The organism is Achromobacter sp. ACM03, from assembly GCF_014851665.1.
Lineage (GTDB): Bacteria > Pseudomonadota > Gammaproteobacteria > Burkholderiales > Burkholderiaceae_B > Achromobacter > Achromobacter aegrifaciens.
Window position 1 is genome coordinate 64,658 of record NZ_JACVAD010000007.1, and the last position, 15,929, is coordinate 80,586.

Consider the following 15,929-nt stretch of genomic DNA (forward strand, 5'->3'; position numbering starts at 1 on the left):
TATGACGGACATCGTTAAATAGCATTTTACGGCATGGGTGGGGTGTCTCTACCATTCGGGCGGTAGTGAACCTGTGTAGACAAAAACTTCAATAACGAAGACCCAAGCCCATGCCACAGAAAATCCTTGATCATTTGTCCGCGGACGCCGCCAGGTACAGGCAGATACGGCACGACCTGCACGCGCACCCAGAACTGGGTTTTGAGGAGCACCGGACCGCGGCGCTGGTTTGCGAGGAGCTGCGCCGGCTCTCCATCGGATTCCACACCAACATTGGACGCACCGGCGTAGTTGGATTCATTCCAGGCCGGGAAACGAGCAGCGGACGGGCGATAGGCCTGAGAGCGGACATGGACGCGCTCCCCATCCGCGAATGCACGGGGCTGGGGTACGCGTCAGCCGAGGACGGAAAGATGCATGCCTGCGGCCACGACGGCCACGTCGCCATGCTGTTGGCCGCCGCCGCCTATCTGCAGCGCACCCGGAATTTCAACGGCGTGGTCTATCTGATTTTTCAGCCCGGCGAAGAAGGGCACAACGGCGGGTTGGAAATGGTCAAGGATGGCCTGTTCGAGCGGTTTCCCATTGAAGAGATATATGCGCTCCACAACTGGCCGGCGTTGCCCCTGGGGACGGTATCCATTCCGGTCGGGCCCGTCATGGCGGCGTCCGACCGCATTACGATCCGGATCCGCGGCAAGGGTGGCCATGGGGGGATTGCGCCTCAACGGACGGTAGATCCGGTCCTGATCGCCGGCCATGTCATCGTTGCGGCGCACTCCATCGTGAGCCGCAACCTGGACCCGCAGGACGCCGGCGTGCTCAGCCTATGCGCCGTGGCGGGAGGCAATCTGGCGGGCTTCAACGTCATACCGGACGAGGTGGTGCTTACGGGCACCGCCAGATCGTTGCGGCCGGAAGTTCAGCAGGTCTTGCAGGCCCGCCTGCGGGAAACCGTGGAAAGCGTTTCGAAAGGGCTGGGCGGATCGGCGACGCTGGACTATGAGCCGAACGTGCCGGCAACGGTCAATACGGAACCGCAGACCCGCCTGGCCAGGCTGGCGGCGCAGGACGTGGTGGGCGAACAGCATGTGGTCCGGCATCCGGTGCCCAGCCTGGGCGGGGAGGATTTCGCCTACCTGCTGCGCGAGCGGCCCGGTGCGTATCTGCATCTGGGCACGGGCGATCCGGATCATGTACACGGGTTGCACACCTCGCACTTCGATTTCAACGATGCCGCCATTCCCATCGGAAGCGCGGTGCTTTCCCGGATAGCCGAAAGAGCGCTGCCGCTGGACAACAACAACTAGGTAGCAATTGGGAGGAGACGAGACATGAATAAGGAAAAAAAGAAAAGCGCCCCGCGATGGCTGCAATTGACGGCGGCGATATTTGGCAATGCGCTCGAATGGTATGACTTCGGCGTGTTCGCGGCGATGGCATTCATCATCGCCAAGGTGTTCTTTCCGGAAGCGGGCGAACATACCGCGCTGCTGCTGACGCTGGCGACGTTCGGCGTCGGTTTCGTCACGCGCCCGATAGGCGGCATCGCCATCGGCATGTATGCGGACCGCAAGGGCAGGAAGGCAGCGCTGCAACTGATTATTGCGTTGATGACGGTGTCCTTGCTCATCATGGTCTTTACGCCTCCGTATGCGACCATAGGCGTCGCCGCGCCCATCCTGATCGTGCTGGCCCGCCTGATGCAGGGGATCGCGACTGGCGGCGAGTTCGCATCGTCCACCGCCTATCTCGTGGAGGCCGCGCCCAGGAACAAGAAGGGACTCTACGGCGCGTGGCAGATGTTCGGCCAGAATCTCGCCAATCTGGGGGGCGCCGCCACGGGGTTTCTGCTGACATCGGTCTTCACCGAGCAACAGCTGCTCGACGGGATGTGGCGCATCCCGTTTGTCGTGGGACTGCTGATCGCGCCGCTGGGATGGTGGATCCGGCGCTATCTGGACGAACCCGAAGAGTCCGCGGCGTCGCTGCGCAAGGGGGAGACGGTCAGCCTGGCAGCGATGTTGGGCCGTTATCCGCGGTCCATCGCAGCCACGCTGTGCCTGACCACGTGCGCCACGGCTTCCGTCTATACATTCATCATTTATCTGCCGACTTTCGTGACCCGCCAGTTCGGTTTCGCGCTGCACGACGCCTTCACCGCGCAGGCTATCGGGCTGCTGGCGCTGATCGTCATCATTCCAATTTCCGGCGCGATTTCGGATCGCCATGGAAGAAAGCCGGTGATGCTGTCGTTCCTGCTGCCGTACGCGATATTGATGTATCCGCTGTTCTCGTGGGTGCAGTCGACGCCGACCTTGCCGAATCTGGTCGTGGCGTTCACCGTGCTGAGCATACTGCTGGGCGGCTTTCTTGGACCGTTCGCGACGGCGCTAGGCGAACAGTTTCCAACGAACGTGCGCTCGGCCGGCTTGGCTGTTTGCTACAACATCGCCGTCATGATTTTTGGCGGTTTCGCCCAGTTCATCGTCACCTGGCTGATCCAGGCCACCGGGATATCACTGGCGCCCGTTTTTTACAGCCTTGCAGGCGGCGCGCTTGGTGTGCTGGGCTGCCTGTTGATACGGCCGGCCGATCATGCCAGGCAGGTGGCCCAGGAGTTGCCGGCACGGATGGCGCAGCGCGGATCAGTGGCGTGAGATGCCGCGCGTAGACAGCAAGAAGCGGGAGGACAGGGCCCGCTCGCGTTTGTAGGATGCAGGCATCATTCATGTCTGGAGCAGACGCCCATGTCTTTATCTCTTGCTGGAAAAGTGGCTTTGGTCACGGGCGCGTCCTCGGGTATCGGGCGCGCCGTGGCGTCGCGCCTGGCCGCCGAGGGCGCGGTGCTGGTGCTGACGGCCAGACGCCGTGATCTGCTGGAGCAGGTGGCCGATGAGATCAGGAGCGCCGGCGGGCGGGCCTGCGTTGCTGCGGGAGATGTCGCCTTGCCGGACACGCACAGACTGGCGGTGCAGTACGCCCAGCGCGAGTTCGGCGGCCTGGACATCGCGATAAACAATGCCGGCACCATCGGGCCCTTCAAGCCGCTTGCGGAAGTTGCCCTGGAAGAATGGGAGCATACGCTGAGCGTCAATCTCACGGCGGCGTTCCTGGGCGCGCGCCATCAGATTCCGGCCATGCTGGAGCGGGGCGGCGGCGCGCTGGTCTTCGTGTCCAGTTTTGTGGGGACGAGCGTGGGCCTGCCTGGCATGACGGCCTACGGCACGTCCAAAGCCGCGCTGATGGGCTTGGTCAAGGGCATTACTGCGGACTATGCCGCGCAAGGTATCCGCGCCAATGCGCTCTTGCCTGGGGGAGTGGACACCGAGATGGCCGGGAGCCAGGAGCAGAAGGACTGGGCGGCCGGCCTGCATGCCATGAAGCGGATTGCGCGCGCCGATGAAATCGCCTCGGCGGCGCTGTTCCTGGCCAGCCCGATGGCAAGCTTCGTGACCGGGTCCGCGCTCTATGCGGATGGCGGCAACTCCGCCGTGAAGTGAGCGCGCCGTCCAGGCTCAATCGCGCAAGACGGGTGCGTCGTCGGCAATCGCCTGTCGGCGCGAGTACATCTCCAGGGCTTCCTCGGCATTGACGCCCAACAGCCCGAGAACGGCATCCAGCGCCTTGGCATTGCGGGCAAGCTGATCGCGGCCGGGCAGTTCACCGTTGACCGCCATGATGACGCGATTGCCCGTTTGCAGATTGAAGAATTCTCCGAACACCGCGGCATAGGTCGCCGATTCGCGTGCATAGAGCTGGCTCTCGGTGAAGGTGTTCGCCACCGCCACGCCGCCCGGCGCGAGGATGCCGCGCACGTGTTGCAGGAATTCCAGCGTCATCAGATGTTCGGGGATGTAGTCGACGTCGAACGCGTCCAGCATCACCATGTCGTATTGCAGGCCGTCGCGATGGGCGCGTTCGATGTAGGCGCGGCCATCTTCCAGAAAGAGGCGTTGTGCGGGGCCTTCCTGGTAACCGAAGTAGCCCGCCGCGACCTTGCCCACGGCGGGATCGATTTCCACGGTATCGATGACGGTATCGGGCAGGAGCGCGGCCAGGGTCTTTTGCAGTGTGGCGCCGCCCAATCCGACGATCAGGATGTTGCGCGGCTTGGGATTGATGTAGAGCGCGGTCATCATCATGCGCGTGTAGGAAAACACCAGCTGCCCGGGATGCTCGAGGCTCATGCAGGTCTGGCGGCCGACGTCGTGCATGGAGTTGAAGTTCATGCAGCGCTCGCCGTTTTCCTCGAACACGAGCAGTTTGCCGAACTGCGAATCTTCGCTGTGGATCAGCTTGGGGCCGCCCGTACCTCGCAGCAGCACCAAGGCGGCGCCGGCGATGACGAGGACGAGAATGGCGCGGAGGGCAACACGGAGCATTTGGCGGCAAGCAACAGGTAGGGGACGCGTCATCGTATCGTGGGCCGGGTCCACCGCGCGGACGCTGGCGTGAATCCCCTGGCGGCAAGACGCCGGCGGCGTCGCGACGGCAGGAATCAACGATCGGTTTTATTGAAAGACTCGTTCGATATATTTCATTTCCTTAAATGCTCGGCTCTCCTTAGAATTTCGCTCGAAACGGGGCGCATAGATTCCCGTCCGGTAAATCAGAGGAGACCTGCATGTTCTACGATCCCGTCCCCAGGATTCAAGCCAGCGTATACGCCCGGCTGCCCGACGAGCTGAAGTGGCAGGGCCAGGACCTGAACGAGTGGGTCGCTGGCCAGCCGCAGGGCAATCCGCCGCGCTCGTTGCTGGAAGGGCCGTCCTTCGGGCCAGACGGCCTGCTGTATTGCGTGGACGTCATCAACGGCCGCATCCTGCGGGTCGATGCGCGTGGCGAATTCGAGCCGCTCGTACAGTACGACGGCTGGCCCAACGGCCTGAAGTTCCATCGCGACGGCCGCATCTTCATCGCCGACTACAAGCACGGCATCATGCAGTTCGACCTCGAGCGCCGCGAGGTGCGCCCGGTGCTCGAGCGCTACAACATCGAGCGCTTCAAGGGCGTGAACGACCTGTTCTTCTCGCAGGCGGGGGATCTCTATTTCACCGACCAGGGCATGACCGGCTGGCAGGATCCGACTGGCCGCCTGTTCCGCCTGCGGCCGGACGGCAAGCTGGACTGCCTGCTTGATTGCATACCCAGCCCCAACGGCCTGGTGATGGATCTGGACGAGCACGCGCTGTATGTGGCGGCGACGCGGGCCAACGCGATCTGGAAGGTGCCGCTGCTGCGCAACGGCCAGGTCGGCAAGGTGGGCACGTTCATCCAGATGTCGGGCGGCGGGGGCCCGGATGGCCTGGCGCTGGATGCGAAGGGCGGACTGTGCATTGCCCACGTGGGTCTGGGCGCCATCTGGTGCATGGATCCGTTGGGCCAGCCGGCTTTGCGCATCCAGTCTCCCGAGGGGCTGCACACCACCAACCTGGCCTTCGGGGGAGCCGCGGGCCGCACGCTTTACATCACCGAGTCCAGTTCGGCCAGCATCCTGCGCGTCGAACTCGATGTAGCGGGCAAGCCGATGTACCTGCCGGCGCCGGCCGCGCAGGCGCTCTGACTACCACATACCCCAACTACCAAAAGGACGGAACAGATGGATCAGGCAATTGTGCTGGGCGCGGGCACCATGGGGGCCGACGTCGCCGCCGGTTTTCATGCGGCCGGCTGGCGTGTATGGCTGGTGGAGCCCGACGCGGCGGCGCGCGCGGCGGCCACGCGGCGCGTGAACGCCTCCAGCGAAATGATCGGCGGGCAGGCGGACGCCGGGCGCATCGTCACCAGCGCAACCATGGAAGAAATCGACTGGAGCGATACCCGCATCGTGGTCGAGTGCGTGCCCGAACTGCTGGAAACCAAGCGTGCCGTATTCGCTCGCCTGGAACAGCTGGCGCCCGCTTCGATTCCCTTGACCAGCAATTCGTCGAGCTTTCCCATCAGCGCCATCGGCGAGGGCTTGCAGACCCGCGCACGCATGGTGGGTCTGCATTACTTCATGCCGGCCCATCTGGTGCCCGCCGTGGAAGTGATACGCGGAGAGGCTACCGATGAAGCCATGGCGCAGGAAGTCAGCCGCATCATGCGCGATACCGGCAAGAAGCCGGTGCAGGTCAAGCGCGACGTGCCGGGGTTTCTTGCCAACCGCATCCAGCATGCGCTGATGCGCGAGGCGATCGCGCTGGTCGAGGAAGGCTTCGCGTCCGCCGAGGACGTGGACACTGCCGTGCGCTACGGGTTCGGATTCCGCTACATCGCGGCCGGCCCGCTGCTGCAGAAGGATCTGGCCGGCATCGACATCCATTGCGCGGCGGCCGCGACGATGTATCCGCACCTGCGTACGGACGACAGGCCCAGCGCGCTCATGCGCGAGCTGGTCGAGCAGGGCAACATAGGCGTCAAGTCGCCTTCCCTGAAGGGCTTCTATCAATGGACGCCGGACCGCGTCGCCCAGGAGCAGCGGCGCTACCAGGTCGCCTTGGGCAAGGCCATGCAGATCCTGAAGGATGAAGAGGCGCTGGCCTGACGCCGACTGTCGCGGAGCGGCAGGGCTTCGAACTTGCGGATGTCAGGGTTCTTTAGCCGCCGAGGCTGCCCTGCGCCATTCCGATGCTCGCCCCGGCGGGGCTGCGCTTCGGATGGCTCCGGGGTCCTCGGCTGCCAGTCGCCTAATGCGTTGGTTTCAGCCGCCGTTCATGGGCAGATGCCGTGAGGCGGTGGCCGGACGGAGGGATCCGAAGCGCAGCCCCACCGGGGCGAGCATCGGAATCCCGCAGTCCGGACGCCGGCGGCTTAAGAACCCTGCCGCACAAAAGAACCCAGCCTCACAAAGCCGAAGCGGCAGGGCTTCGAGCTCGCGGATGTCGGGGTTCTTTAGCCGCCGAGGCTGCCCTGCGCCATTCCGATGCTCGCCCCGGCGGGGCTGCGCTTCGGATGGCTCCGGGGTCCTCGGCTGGCAGTCGCCTGATGCGGTGGCTTCAGACCACGTTCCTGGGTAGACACCGTGAGCCGGTGTCCGGACGGAGGGATCCGAAGCGCAGCCCCACCGGGGCGAGCATCGGAATCCCGCAGTCCGGACGCCGGCGACTCAAGAACTCTACTTCACCAAACCGAAGTGCAGCCCGGATTTTCCTCATCCATACGTCCTAGGACTCTCACGGATTTTTTTGACAGAACATAAATTTTTTTCTCTTTTCGCAGGCGGGAGTTTGCGAACATGCGCCTAGAGCTTTCAAGCCATAAGAACGCATCGGGAGACAAAAATGTTCTGTAAGAATGCCGCGCGCAAGCGCATTCACATCGCCGCGGCCGCCTTCATCGCGGCTGCTGCTTTCACCGTTCCTGGCCATGCATCCGCGCAGGCCGCCGACAGCTATCCGAACAAGCCCATCCGCCTGATCATCCCGTATCCGCCTGGCGGCGCGACCGACGTGATCGGACGCATCGTAGGCCAGCGCCTGAGCGAGCAGATCGGCGGCCAGGTCGTGATCGAGAACCGCGGCGGCGCAGGCGGCAATATCGGTGCGGCGGAAGTGGCGCGCGCGCAGCCTGATGGCTATACCTTGCTGATGGGGGCGCTGACTTCGCATTCGGTCATGGCGACCTTGGAGAAGGACACCATCCCCTACGACCTGCGCAAGGACTTCGCGCCCGCCGGGGTGGTCGGCTTTGTGCCGCTGGTGGCCGTGGTCAATCCCAAGCTGCCCATCAAATCGCTGGCCGATCTGGTGAGCTACGCGAAGGCGAATCCCGGAAAACTCAATTTCGCCTCGTCGGGCGCGGGCGCGCCGCAGCGCATGGCGATGGAACTCTTCAAGCAGATCGCGGGCGTCAACATCGTGCACGTGGCCTATCGCGGCAGCGGCCCGGCCATGACGGACCTGGTCGGCGGCCAGGTGGAGACGATGACCGAGACGGTGCCCGCCGCGATCTCCTTCATCAAGTCCGGCCAGTTGCGTCCGCTGGCCGTGCTGACGCCGCAGCGCGTCTCGATGTTGCCGGACATTCCCACCGCCGAGGAACAAGGCTTCAGCGGCTTCAACGTCAGTTCGCTCTTTGGCGTGATGGCGCCGGCCGGCACGCCGGCTCCCATCGTCGCCAAGATCAACAAGGCGCTGACCACGGCGCTGGCCAAGGACGATGCCAAGGCCCAGCTGCTGCAGCAAGGCGTCTATGCCGACGCGCTCGACGTCGAAGCCTCCAAGGCGCGCCTGAACGCCGAAATCGAGCAGTGGGCCAAGGTCATCCGCGACGGCGGCATCACCGTAAATTAACTGGAAGCAGCTTGAACAAGATGAGCAAGAAAAACACCGAGGCGTCGCAGGGCGAGGCCGGCGGCCTGCGCAAAGGCCTCACCAGCTACGGCGACAGCGGCTTTTCGCTGTTCCTGCGCAAGGCCTTCATCAAGGGCGCCGGCTACACGGACGGCGCGCTGGACCGGCCGGTGATCGGCATCGCCAACACGGGCAGCGCCTACAACCCCTGCCACGGCAACGCGCCGCAGCTGCTGGAAGCCGTGAAGCGCGGCATCATGTTCGCGGGCGGCCTGCCGATGGATTTCCCGACCATCTCCATCCACGAGAGCTTTTCCTTTCCCACCAGCATGTACCTGCGCAACCTCATGTCCATGGACACCGAGGAGCTGATACGCGCGCAGCCCATGGACGCGGTGGTGCTGATAGGCGGATGCGACAAGACCGTGCCCGCCCAGCTCATGGGCGCCGCGTCGGCGGACATACCGGCGATCCAGCTTGTGACGGGATCGATGCTGACGGGGTCGCACCGTTCAGAACGGGTGGGCGCATGCACGGATTGCCGCCGGTACTGGGGCAAGTACCGCGCCGAGGAGATCGACAGCCAGGAGATCGCCGACGTCAACAACCAGCTCGTCGCCAGCGTGGGCACCTGTTCGGTCATGGGTACGGCAAGTACCATGGCCTGTATTGCCGAAGCGCTGGGCATGACCGTGCCTGGCGGCGCTACGCCGCCCGCCGTCACGGCTGACCGGATGCGCATTGCTGAACTCACGGGCGCGCAGGCCGTCGAGATCGCCAGGCAGCGCCTGTCGGTCTCGAAGATCCTGACCGCGGATTCCTTCGAGAATGCCATGCGCGTGCTGCTGGCCATCGGCGGGTCCACCAACGGCATCATCCATCTGACCGCCATCGCCGGCCGGCTGGGGCTGGACCTGGATCTGCAGGCGCTGGACCGCATGGGGCGCGAGACGCCCGTGCTGGTGGACCTGAAGCCTTCGGGCCAGCATTACATGGAAGACTTCCACAAAGCGGGCGGCATGGCCACGCTGCTGCGCGAACTCAAGCCGCTGTTGAAGCTCGACGCGCTGACCGTGACCGGCAGGACGCTGGGCGAGGAGATCGAACGCGCGGGGCCGGGGTTCCCGCAAAGCGTGGTCAAGACGCGGCAGAACCCGATCTATCCACAGGGCGGCATAGCCGTCCTTTCGGGCAACCTGGCCCCCGAAGGCGCCATCATCAAGCAGTCATCCGCCGATGCCGGGCTGATGGAACACGAAGGCCGGGCCGTGGTGTTCGAGAACGCCGAGGACCTGGCGGGCCGCATCGATGCCGCGGACCTGGACGTCACGCCGCAGGACATATTGGTGCTGAAGAACATCGGTCCCAAGGGCGCGCCCGGCATGCCGGAGGCGGGCTATATCCCGATCCCCAAGAAGCTGGCGTCGCAGGGGGTGAAGGACATCATCCGGATCTCTGACGGCCGCATGAGCGGCACCGCCTTTGGCACCATCGTGCTGCATGTCACGCCGGAAGCGGCCATAGGCGGGCCGCTGGCCTATGTCAGGAACGGCGACCGCATACGCCTGAGCGTGAGTCGGCGCGAGATCTCCCTGCTGGTGTCGGACGAAGAACTCGACCGCCGCCGCCGCGAGCAGCCGGTCACGCCGCCCACGGCCGAGCGCGGCTACAAGAAGCTCTTCCTCGATACGGTGACCCAGGCCGACAAGGGCGTGGATTTCGACTTCCTGCGCGGCGTGCCGGGCAAGTCGAAGTAGGGCTACGGCGTTGCCCGGCGTGCTTCCATGTTGCCGAAGAGGGTCCGGGCATCCTGGGATATCGACGCGGCCATCTTGGCGTGATGGCCGCGGGTATTCCAGATCAGGCCGTTCCTGCGCACGGGCGCACGGTTCGGCAGCGGGATGCGCGCCACGTCGAGCGACTTCCACATGGACGACCAGTCCGGAATCAGCGCAACGCCCAGGCCTTCATGCACCAGCGCGACGATGGCGAGCAGGCCGTCAATCTCCAGCCGCTGCTTGGGCCAGATCTGGTGGTCGCGCAGATAGCGGTCGGCCAGCTGGCCGCCGTAGATGTTGCGGTCGTAGCGTATGAAGGGTTGGGTCGAGAGCAGGGTGTGGGCGTCCTGGTCCGCAAGATGGGACGGCGCGACGACGACCAGCGGTTCTTCCATGAATGGCTGCCAGAGACAGCTCTTGGGCACCGCGAACTGCGGTTCCACCACGATGGCGGCGTCGAGTTCGCCGTTGACCACCTTGCCGCACAGGTCTATGGAGCCGCCGGGCGTGACGAAGACGGAGGCGTCCGGATGCTTGCGGTACAGCGATTTCAGTATCGGCGGCAACACGTTCGTCAATGCGGACACGAAACAGCCGATGCGGAATTCGCCCGGTTGGTCGCCGTCGATGGCCATGGCGCGCAGATCGCGGATGTTGCGGATGGCCGCCTTGGTGCCTTCGAGGATACGCATGCCGCTCTCGGTGGGCCGGACCGAACGCCCCGAGCGCTTGACCAGCGCCACGCCCAGGTCCATCTCCAGCGCCTTGATGCGCGCGGCGATGGCGGCCGAGGTCAGATCGAGCTTGCGCGCCGCTTCGGCGAATGAACCGGCTTCGACGACTGCGACGAAGCTCTGCATGCACTTGATGTCCATGATGCGATGGGCCTATTGCCCTGAAAGGAGAAACTTCAGGTTGAAGATCGCACGAACCGCTACGAACCCGGCTGCGATGGTTGCAGGCTTATCGCGCCAATTTTCCGTATGTTATAGCGTCGAGGTTGAAATCCATGATCGAGCATGAACTGGCCCAAGCGCGCCAGGCAGCAGCAAATGTCTCCGGCAAGGGGGACGGCAAGTTCCCCCCTCTGCTCAAGGTAGGGGTTTTTCCCGAGTCGGTGGAAGCGCAGTTCCGCTCGAGGTTCACGTTGATCGACGAGGCGGCGCTGCAAAACGATCCTGCGCAGGCCGATGCGATCGGCGGCATCGTCACGCGCTCGAACTACCGGATTTCCGCCGAGCTGATGGATCGCTTGCCGGGGCTGCGCATCATCGCCACCAACGGCGTCGGCTACGACGGCATCGCGCTGGACCGCGCGCGTGAGAAGAACATCGTCGTGACCAACACGCCGGACGTGTTGAACAAGGCCGTGGCTGAATTGGCGGTGGGGTTGTTGCTCGCCTTGCTGCGCCAGTTGCCTGCGGCCGACAGCTTTGTGCGCACGGGCGCATGGGAGGCCTCGCCCTTTCCGTTGGGGGCGAGCCTGGCGGGCAGGAAGGTCGGCATCGTCGGTTTAGGGCGCATCGGCAAAGAGATCGTCCGGCGGCTCGTGCCGTTCGAAGTGGACCTCAGCTACTTCGGCCGCACGCCCCAGGATACGCCGTGGCGGCATTTTGATTCTCTGCCTGCCATGGCCCGCCATGTGGACGTGCTGGTCCTGTCATGTCCCGGCGGGGCGGCAACGCGCCACATCGTCGACGCCGCCGTGTTGAGTGCGCTGGGGCCGGAGGGGGTGGTCGTCAACGTCGCCCGCGGCTCGGTGATCAATGAGGCCGACCTGTGCCATGCGTTAGCCAACGGCATCATCCAGGGGGCCGCGCTCGACGTGTTCGAAAGCGAGCCGCTGGGCGAGAGCCCCCTGCGGCGCCTGTCGAACGTGATCCTGGCGCCCCATATCGGCAGCGCCACGCACGAGACGCGCCGCCAGATGGCGGAGCTGGCGATGCGGAACCTGGTGTCGTTCTTTACGACGGGGAGGGCGGTTACGCCAGTGGCGTAGCCGGACGTCGGGCTACCCGCTAGAACCACACTGTCGCAATCAGCAGCGCGCAGCCCGCCGTGGCTGTGGCTGCCATGATGGCGGCCAGGCGCAAGGCGATCTTGCGTTCCTTGCGGCCGACGTTGGGGTTGCCGACGTTGGCGGACCGCAGTTGTTCCCAGGTCCACGCGGCGCCCGCTTCGCGGCTTTGCAGGGCCGAGGCGGCGTTCGCCGTGGAGCGGGAAATGCGGGTGAGCCGCAGCGCCGGATAGGCCAGCAGCAGCCCGGCCAGGAACAAGGCGCAGGCGCTGATTGCGCCTGCCGTGAAGGCCGAGCTGTCGCGCGCCGCGAACAGGATTAGGGATGCCGCCAGGCCGATGAGGTTCAGGCCGGCCAAGGCTTTCAGCGCCTGGACTCCCCAGGGGCCGGTGGCTTCCTCGGTGAAGTCTCCGACCGAGCGCCAGTAGGCGGCGTCGTTGGATGCGGCCTGGAAAAAGAAGGCGAGATCTCTCAGGAGCACCTCGCCTTGCCTGTCATCGGGGCTGGTGTCTCCATGCCATTGGGTGGCGAACTTCCTGCTTCGATCAGCGTCCGCGTGATGCGCGCGGGCCCAGTTTTCAGCCAAGCCTATCGCGGCTTCGACGGTAAGCGCCTCTGCGGGTCTGGCACTGTCTTTCATATTTAGCGTCCCCATATATGGGACATTGTACTAGGCCTGAGTGGACGCTACCTTGATGCAAGGCACACCCCGCGCGGATCAAGGCAAGGCGGCGCCGGGATGGGGTGCTGTCCGGGAAAAACAGACTTCGAGCAAGCTGTTGCTGCGCAGTTTGAGGGTGACGTCCGTACGCTGCCCGCCCGGCGTAGTGGCGGCGAAGAAACCAAGGGCCAGCGCGCCGAACCAGGCGGGAAGAAAGCTGGCCAGATCCCAGCCCGACACGCTGGCGTTATAGGGTTGCTTGACCGTCCGCACGGTCAGCCCATGTTCGCGGCACAGCGTCTGCAGCGCTGCCGCGGTTTCGTCGATGTCGACGATGTTCTCCAGAAAGAACGGCTCCTGGACTCGCATCAATCTGGCAAGTTCGCCTGCAGGCAGGCGGTTCTGGAAGTAGGTGCGTACCGTGGACATGTGGCGGGTTCCTGGTGAGCGCAAATCGTCATGCACCGGCTTGGGGGGCGGAAAGCGCCGGGCCAGCATAGTCTATGCCAGATCCACCCGCTGTTACGGTCCCGATTCATCGCCTCTGTGTCTGGTGGGCCGCGCGCCGGCCCCGCACACTTCCCGGGTCGCCGCGCAGTCCGCGTGGCCTGAGAGGACGTTCCATGCGCTACCGTTATGTCACCGCCGATGTGTTCACCAGCCAAGCGTACGGCGGCAATCCGCTGGCGGTCGTGTTCGACGCCCAGGGCCTGAGCACGGCGCAGATGCAACGCATCGCGCGCGAATTCAACTATTCCGAAACCAGCTTTGTGCTGCCGCCGCGGGATCCTGCCCATACGGCCTGGGTGCGCATCTTCACGCCCGACCGCGAGGTGCCGTTCGCCGGACATCCCAATGTGGGCACGGCCGTGGTGCTGGCGCGCGAAATGGCTGCCTCGGGCCTGACCGTGCCGGATGCCTTCGCGTTTGAGGAGGAGGCGGGACTGGTGCGCATTGCGCTGCGCCCAGGCGCAAACGGCGCGGCGGGTGCGGAACTGCTTGCGCCGCAACCGCTGTCGCGCGCCAGCGAGGCGCCGGCCGCCGCGGTTGCGCGGGCCTTGAGCCTGGAGCCTGCGGACATCGATACCTCCACGCATGCGCCGCAGGTGGCGTCGGTAGGCCTGATCTTCCTGGTGGTGCAATTGGCCAGCCGCGACGCCTTGCGCCGGGCCGTGCCAGATCCGGCGGGCTACGCGGCCCTGCTGCCGCTGGACGGCGCAAAGTCCATCTATGCCTACACCACTGACACGGGGGCGGGCGGGGCGGATGTCCAGGCCCGCATGTTCACCGGTCGCATGACGGAAGACCCCGCGACCGGCAGCGCTACGGCGGCCATGACGGCCTTGCGCACGGCCCTGCGCGGCGCCGGCGCAATGCGCCTGAGGGTGGAGCAGGGCGTGGACATGGGACGCGCCAGCGTGCTGCTGGCTCACGCCGAACCGCGCGCCGATGGCGTATGGGCGGGCGTGGCGGGCGAGGCCGTGGTGGTCATGGAAGGCACGCTGGAGGAGCCTGACGCGTCCTGACGTTGGCTGCGCTTCGCCGCCTCGTGTATGCTTGCCCTCATGAACGCAAAGCATTTCGCGCCTATGTCTGGCGCAGCCTACCGACGAATCACTCGACGCTTACGTTGAGTGGCTGGTCACGTCCCGGCGCCAAACCATCGGCGCCATATCCTGAAAGCCACGATACCCCTCGTGGCTTTTCTGTTTCTGGCTGGTCCCGCTGTCGAGGCGTATCGCAAGGCTTTCGTTGCCATCCTTGAAGGAACGAAGCATGAGTGCGCAAGACCTCGCCATCCGGCCCTACCATTCGACCGACGAAGCGGCCATCATCCAGCTGTGGCATGACTGCGGCCTGACCCGCCCATGGAACGACCCGCGCAAGGATATTGCGCGCAAGCTTGCGGTGCAGGCGGACTTGTTTCTGGTGGGAGAGGCGGACGGCGCGATCGTCGCGACGCTGATGGGCGGCTATGACGGCCATCGCGCCTGGATCAATTACCTGGCGGTATCGCCCGCGCATCAGCGCCGCGGTCATGCCACCGCACTGATGCAGGCGGTGGAGCGCCGGCTGCTGGAAATGGGTTGCCCCAAGATCAATCTTCTGATCCGGTCGGGCAATATTGCGGTGAAGGACTTCTACGCGACCCTGGGCTTTCAGCAGGACGAGGTCATCAGCCTGGGCAAGCGCCTGATTCCGGACCTTTGACTGATCCCGATCAGGCGCTTGCGGATGGCGATCAGATCGCCACGGTCAGGTACACCGCTTCGCGACCCACGATGGGCATGCGCGTGGGCATGAAGATGGTGCAGTCGTCGCAGGGCGAACGGATTTCCTCGGTGCCGTTCATGGCGATGAGTTCACCCTTGGCGAAGGTTTCGAAGCCGATCACCGGACGGGTAAAGGTGAAGTCCTCGGACTTCACCATATGCACTTCGAGCAGGCGGTAGCGCTGCGGCGCGGGCGGGGGCGGCGTGCCGGCAGGCATGTCGATCAGGCCCGTGTGCGCGAGGAAGCGCAGCGTGACGTCGGTGGCCAGGTCGGCGGCGGATTGCGCGAAGTGCTGGCCGCATTCGACCACCAGCGAGCCGCTGCTGTCGGAGTGCGGATCGCCGTGGCGGCCGTAGCCCATGACGCCAGTGCCGGGGAAGAGGTCGGGCGGCATCACCAGATGCACCTGCGGCACGCCGACGGCGCTGGCCAGCGCCGTGTTGCGGTCCATCTCGGTGTAGACCCAGAAGGGTTGCACCGGCGCACGCGTGGAATGGATGTCCAGCACGAAGTCGGCGGCGTCCAGCACCGGACGCAGCTCGCGGGCGCGGCGCAGTTCTGGGCTGTCTTCCGGGCCGTCCAGCATGGCTGCGGACCAGATGCGGTTCAGGTTGTGGACGAGCTGGCGGTTCTCGTAGGGGTTCTCGATATCGAAGGCTTCATAGGCTTCGACGTGCGCGAAGCTGACGGTGAGCGTGCCGATCTTGGGGCGCACGCCCGAGTCCAGCAGATGGGTCGCAGCCACCATGCCGCAGATTTCGTTGCCGTGCGTGATGGCGTTGATCAGCACGTGCGGGCCGGGACGGCCCGACTCGAACCGGTGCACGTAGGGGATGCCGACATTGCCCTCGCGATAGGCCGAGAGATCGCGCGGCAGGACTTCGAGCGGGGCGGTGTCGGGTTCGAAAGCGGGATTTTTCATG

15 protein-coding genes are annotated in these 15,929 nt (G+C 64.9%); 10 read left to right on the plus strand and 5 right to left on the minus strand.

The features are described from left to right. The first annotated feature begins 110 nt into the window (after positions 1-110). The 3 genes from IB257_RS25630 to IB257_RS25640 all read left to right on the plus strand — a co-directional run bounded on the left by IB257_RS25630 (position 111) and on the right by IB257_RS25640 (position 3,503). Positions 111-1,310, plus strand: a complete 1,200-nt coding sequence (locus tag IB257_RS25630; RefSeq protein WP_192493017.1) for an amidohydrolase — start codon at positions 111-113, stop codon at positions 1,308-1,310. 24 nt (positions 1,311-1,334) lie between these two features. Further along, a complete protein-coding gene (locus IB257_RS25635) occupies positions 1,335-2,660 on the plus strand; it encodes an MFS transporter (protein WP_192493018.1) in 1,326 nt (441 codons plus the stop codon). A 90-nt stretch (positions 2,661-2,750) separates the two neighbouring features. After that, positions 2,751-3,503, plus strand: coding sequence for an SDR family oxidoreductase (locus IB257_RS25640; RefSeq protein ID WP_192493019.1), 753 nt, complete (start codon positions 2,751-2,753; stop codon positions 3,501-3,503). A gap of 15 nt (positions 3,504-3,518) precedes the next feature. Here IB257_RS25640 and IB257_RS25645 read toward each other — a convergent pair whose 3' ends face one another. Further along, the gene (locus IB257_RS25645) at positions 3,519-4,385 is read right to left on the minus strand and encodes a spermidine synthase (RefSeq protein WP_192493020.1); all 867 of its coding nucleotides are present in this window, start codon (positions 4,383-4,385) and stop codon (positions 3,519-3,521) included. Positions 4,386-4,627: 242 nt separating this feature from the next. Here IB257_RS25645 and IB257_RS25650 point away from each other — a divergent pair, with 242 nt between their 5' ends. From IB257_RS25650 to IB257_RS25665, 4 genes are all read left to right on the plus strand, one after another. Then, positions 4,628-5,566, plus strand: a complete 939-nt coding sequence (locus tag IB257_RS25650; RefSeq protein ID WP_054458237.1) for an SMP-30/gluconolactonase/LRE family protein — start codon at positions 4,628-4,630, stop codon at positions 5,564-5,566. A 36-nt stretch (positions 5,567-5,602) separates the two neighbouring features. Continuing rightward, positions 5,603-6,529 (plus strand): 3-hydroxyacyl-CoA dehydrogenase family protein, encoded by a 927-nt coding sequence (locus tag IB257_RS25655; RefSeq protein WP_119451633.1) that lies wholly within the window; start codon positions 5,603-5,605, stop codon positions 6,527-6,529. Between the two features lie 736 nt (positions 6,530-7,265). After that, positions 7,266-8,276 carry a tripartite tricarboxylate transporter substrate binding protein gene (locus tag IB257_RS25660; protein ID WP_054458235.1) on the plus strand — a complete coding sequence of 337 codons (1,011 nt, stop codon included), beginning with the start codon at positions 7,266-7,268 and terminating at the stop codon, positions 8,274-8,276. Positions 8,277-8,296: 20 nt separating this feature from the next. Next, the gene (locus IB257_RS25665; RefSeq protein ID WP_054458304.1) at positions 8,297-10,033 is read left to right on the plus strand and encodes an IlvD/Edd family dehydratase; all 1,737 of its coding nucleotides are present in this window, start codon (positions 8,297-8,299) and stop codon (positions 10,031-10,033) included. A 2-nt stretch (positions 10,034-10,035) separates the two neighbouring features. Here IB257_RS25665 and IB257_RS25670 read toward each other — a convergent pair whose 3' ends face one another. Continuing rightward, positions 10,036-10,929 carry a LysR family transcriptional regulator gene (locus IB257_RS25670; protein ID WP_054458234.1) on the minus strand — a complete coding sequence of 298 codons (894 nt, stop codon included), beginning with the start codon at positions 10,927-10,929 and terminating at the stop codon, positions 10,036-10,038. A 134-nt stretch (positions 10,930-11,063) separates the two neighbouring features. Between IB257_RS25670 and IB257_RS25675 the strand changes: the two genes are divergently transcribed. Further along, positions 11,064-12,053 (plus strand): 2-hydroxyacid dehydrogenase, encoded by a 990-nt coding sequence (locus IB257_RS25675; protein WP_119451635.1) that lies wholly within the window; start codon positions 11,064-11,066, stop codon positions 12,051-12,053. A 19-nt stretch (positions 12,054-12,072) separates the two neighbouring features. Here the strand turns inward: IB257_RS25675 and IB257_RS25680 are convergent, their stop codons facing one another. After that, positions 12,073-12,711 carry a hypothetical protein gene (locus IB257_RS25680; RefSeq protein WP_192493021.1) on the minus strand — a complete coding sequence of 213 codons (639 nt, stop codon included), beginning with the start codon at positions 12,709-12,711 and terminating at the stop codon, positions 12,073-12,075. A gap of 78 nt (positions 12,712-12,789) precedes the next feature. Then, a complete protein-coding gene (locus IB257_RS25685; protein ID WP_192493022.1) occupies positions 12,790-13,161 on the minus strand; it encodes a hypothetical protein in 372 nt (123 codons plus the stop codon). A gap of 194 nt (positions 13,162-13,355) precedes the next feature. On the opposite strand from IB257_RS25685, the gene IB257_RS25690 reads away from it, so the two are divergent. Together IB257_RS25690 and IB257_RS25695 are read left to right on the plus strand one after the other, a co-directional pair. Continuing rightward, entirely contained in the window at positions 13,356-14,258 is a 903-nt protein-coding gene (locus tag IB257_RS25690; protein ID WP_192493023.1) for a PhzF family phenazine biosynthesis protein, read from the plus strand. 250 nt (positions 14,259-14,508) lie between these two features. Then, positions 14,509-14,943 (plus strand): GNAT family acetyltransferase, encoded by a 435-nt coding sequence (locus tag IB257_RS25695; RefSeq protein ID WP_054458230.1) that lies wholly within the window; start codon positions 14,509-14,511, stop codon positions 14,941-14,943. Between the two features lie 31 nt (positions 14,944-14,974). Here the strand turns inward: IB257_RS25695 and IB257_RS25700 are convergent, their stop codons facing one another. Beyond that, positions 14,975-15,928 carry a succinylglutamate desuccinylase/aspartoacylase family protein gene (locus IB257_RS25700; RefSeq protein ID WP_054458229.1) on the minus strand — a complete coding sequence of 318 codons (954 nt, stop codon included), beginning with the start codon at positions 15,926-15,928 and terminating at the stop codon, positions 14,975-14,977. Position 15,929 lies beyond the last annotated feature (1 nt).

Bases quoted from the DNA above. Each gene is read 5' to 3' on its own strand.
- IB257_RS25630 (WP_192493017.1), top strand. From the start codon at position 111: ATGCCACAGAAAATCCTTGATCATTTGTCCGCGGACGCCGCCAGGTAC.
- IB257_RS25635 (WP_192493018.1), top strand. From the start codon at position 1,335: ATGAATAAGGAAAAAAAGAAAAGCGCCCCGCGATGGCTGCAATTGACG.
- IB257_RS25640 (WP_192493019.1), top strand. From the start codon at position 2,751: ATGTCTTTATCTCTTGCTGGAAAAGTGGCTTTGGTCACGGGCGCGTCC.
- IB257_RS25645 (WP_192493020.1), bottom strand. From the start codon at position 4,385: ATGCTCCGTGTTGCCCTCCGCGCCATTCTCGTCCTCGTCATCGCCGGC.
- IB257_RS25650 (WP_054458237.1), top strand. From the start codon at position 4,628: ATGTTCTACGATCCCGTCCCCAGGATTCAAGCCAGCGTATACGCCCGG.
- IB257_RS25655 (WP_119451633.1), top strand. From the start codon at position 5,603: ATGGATCAGGCAATTGTGCTGGGCGCGGGCACCATGGGGGCCGACGTC.
- IB257_RS25660 (WP_054458235.1), top strand. From the start codon at position 7,266: ATGTTCTGTAAGAATGCCGCGCGCAAGCGCATTCACATCGCCGCGGCC.
- IB257_RS25665 (WP_054458304.1), top strand. From the start codon at position 8,297: ATGAGCAAGAAAAACACCGAGGCGTCGCAGGGCGAGGCCGGCGGCCTG.
- IB257_RS25670 (WP_054458234.1), bottom strand. From the start codon at position 10,929: ATGGACATCAAGTGCATGCAGAGCTTCGTCGCAGTCGTCGAAGCCGGT.
- IB257_RS25675 (WP_119451635.1), top strand. From the start codon at position 11,064: ATGATCGAGCATGAACTGGCCCAAGCGCGCCAGGCAGCAGCAAATGTC.
- IB257_RS25680 (WP_192493021.1), bottom strand. From the start codon at position 12,711: ATGAAAGACAGTGCCAGACCCGCAGAGGCGCTTACCGTCGAAGCCGCG.
- IB257_RS25685 (WP_192493022.1), bottom strand. From the start codon at position 13,161: ATGTCCACGGTACGCACCTACTTCCAGAACCGCCTGCCTGCAGGCGAA.
- IB257_RS25690 (WP_192493023.1), top strand. From the start codon at position 13,356: ATGCGCTACCGTTATGTCACCGCCGATGTGTTCACCAGCCAAGCGTAC.
- IB257_RS25695 (WP_054458230.1), top strand. From the start codon at position 14,509: ATGAGTGCGCAAGACCTCGCCATCCGGCCCTACCATTCGACCGACGAA.
- IB257_RS25700 (WP_054458229.1), bottom strand. From the start codon at position 15,928: ATGAAAAATCCCGCTTTCGAACCCGACACCGCCCCGCTCGAAGTCCTG.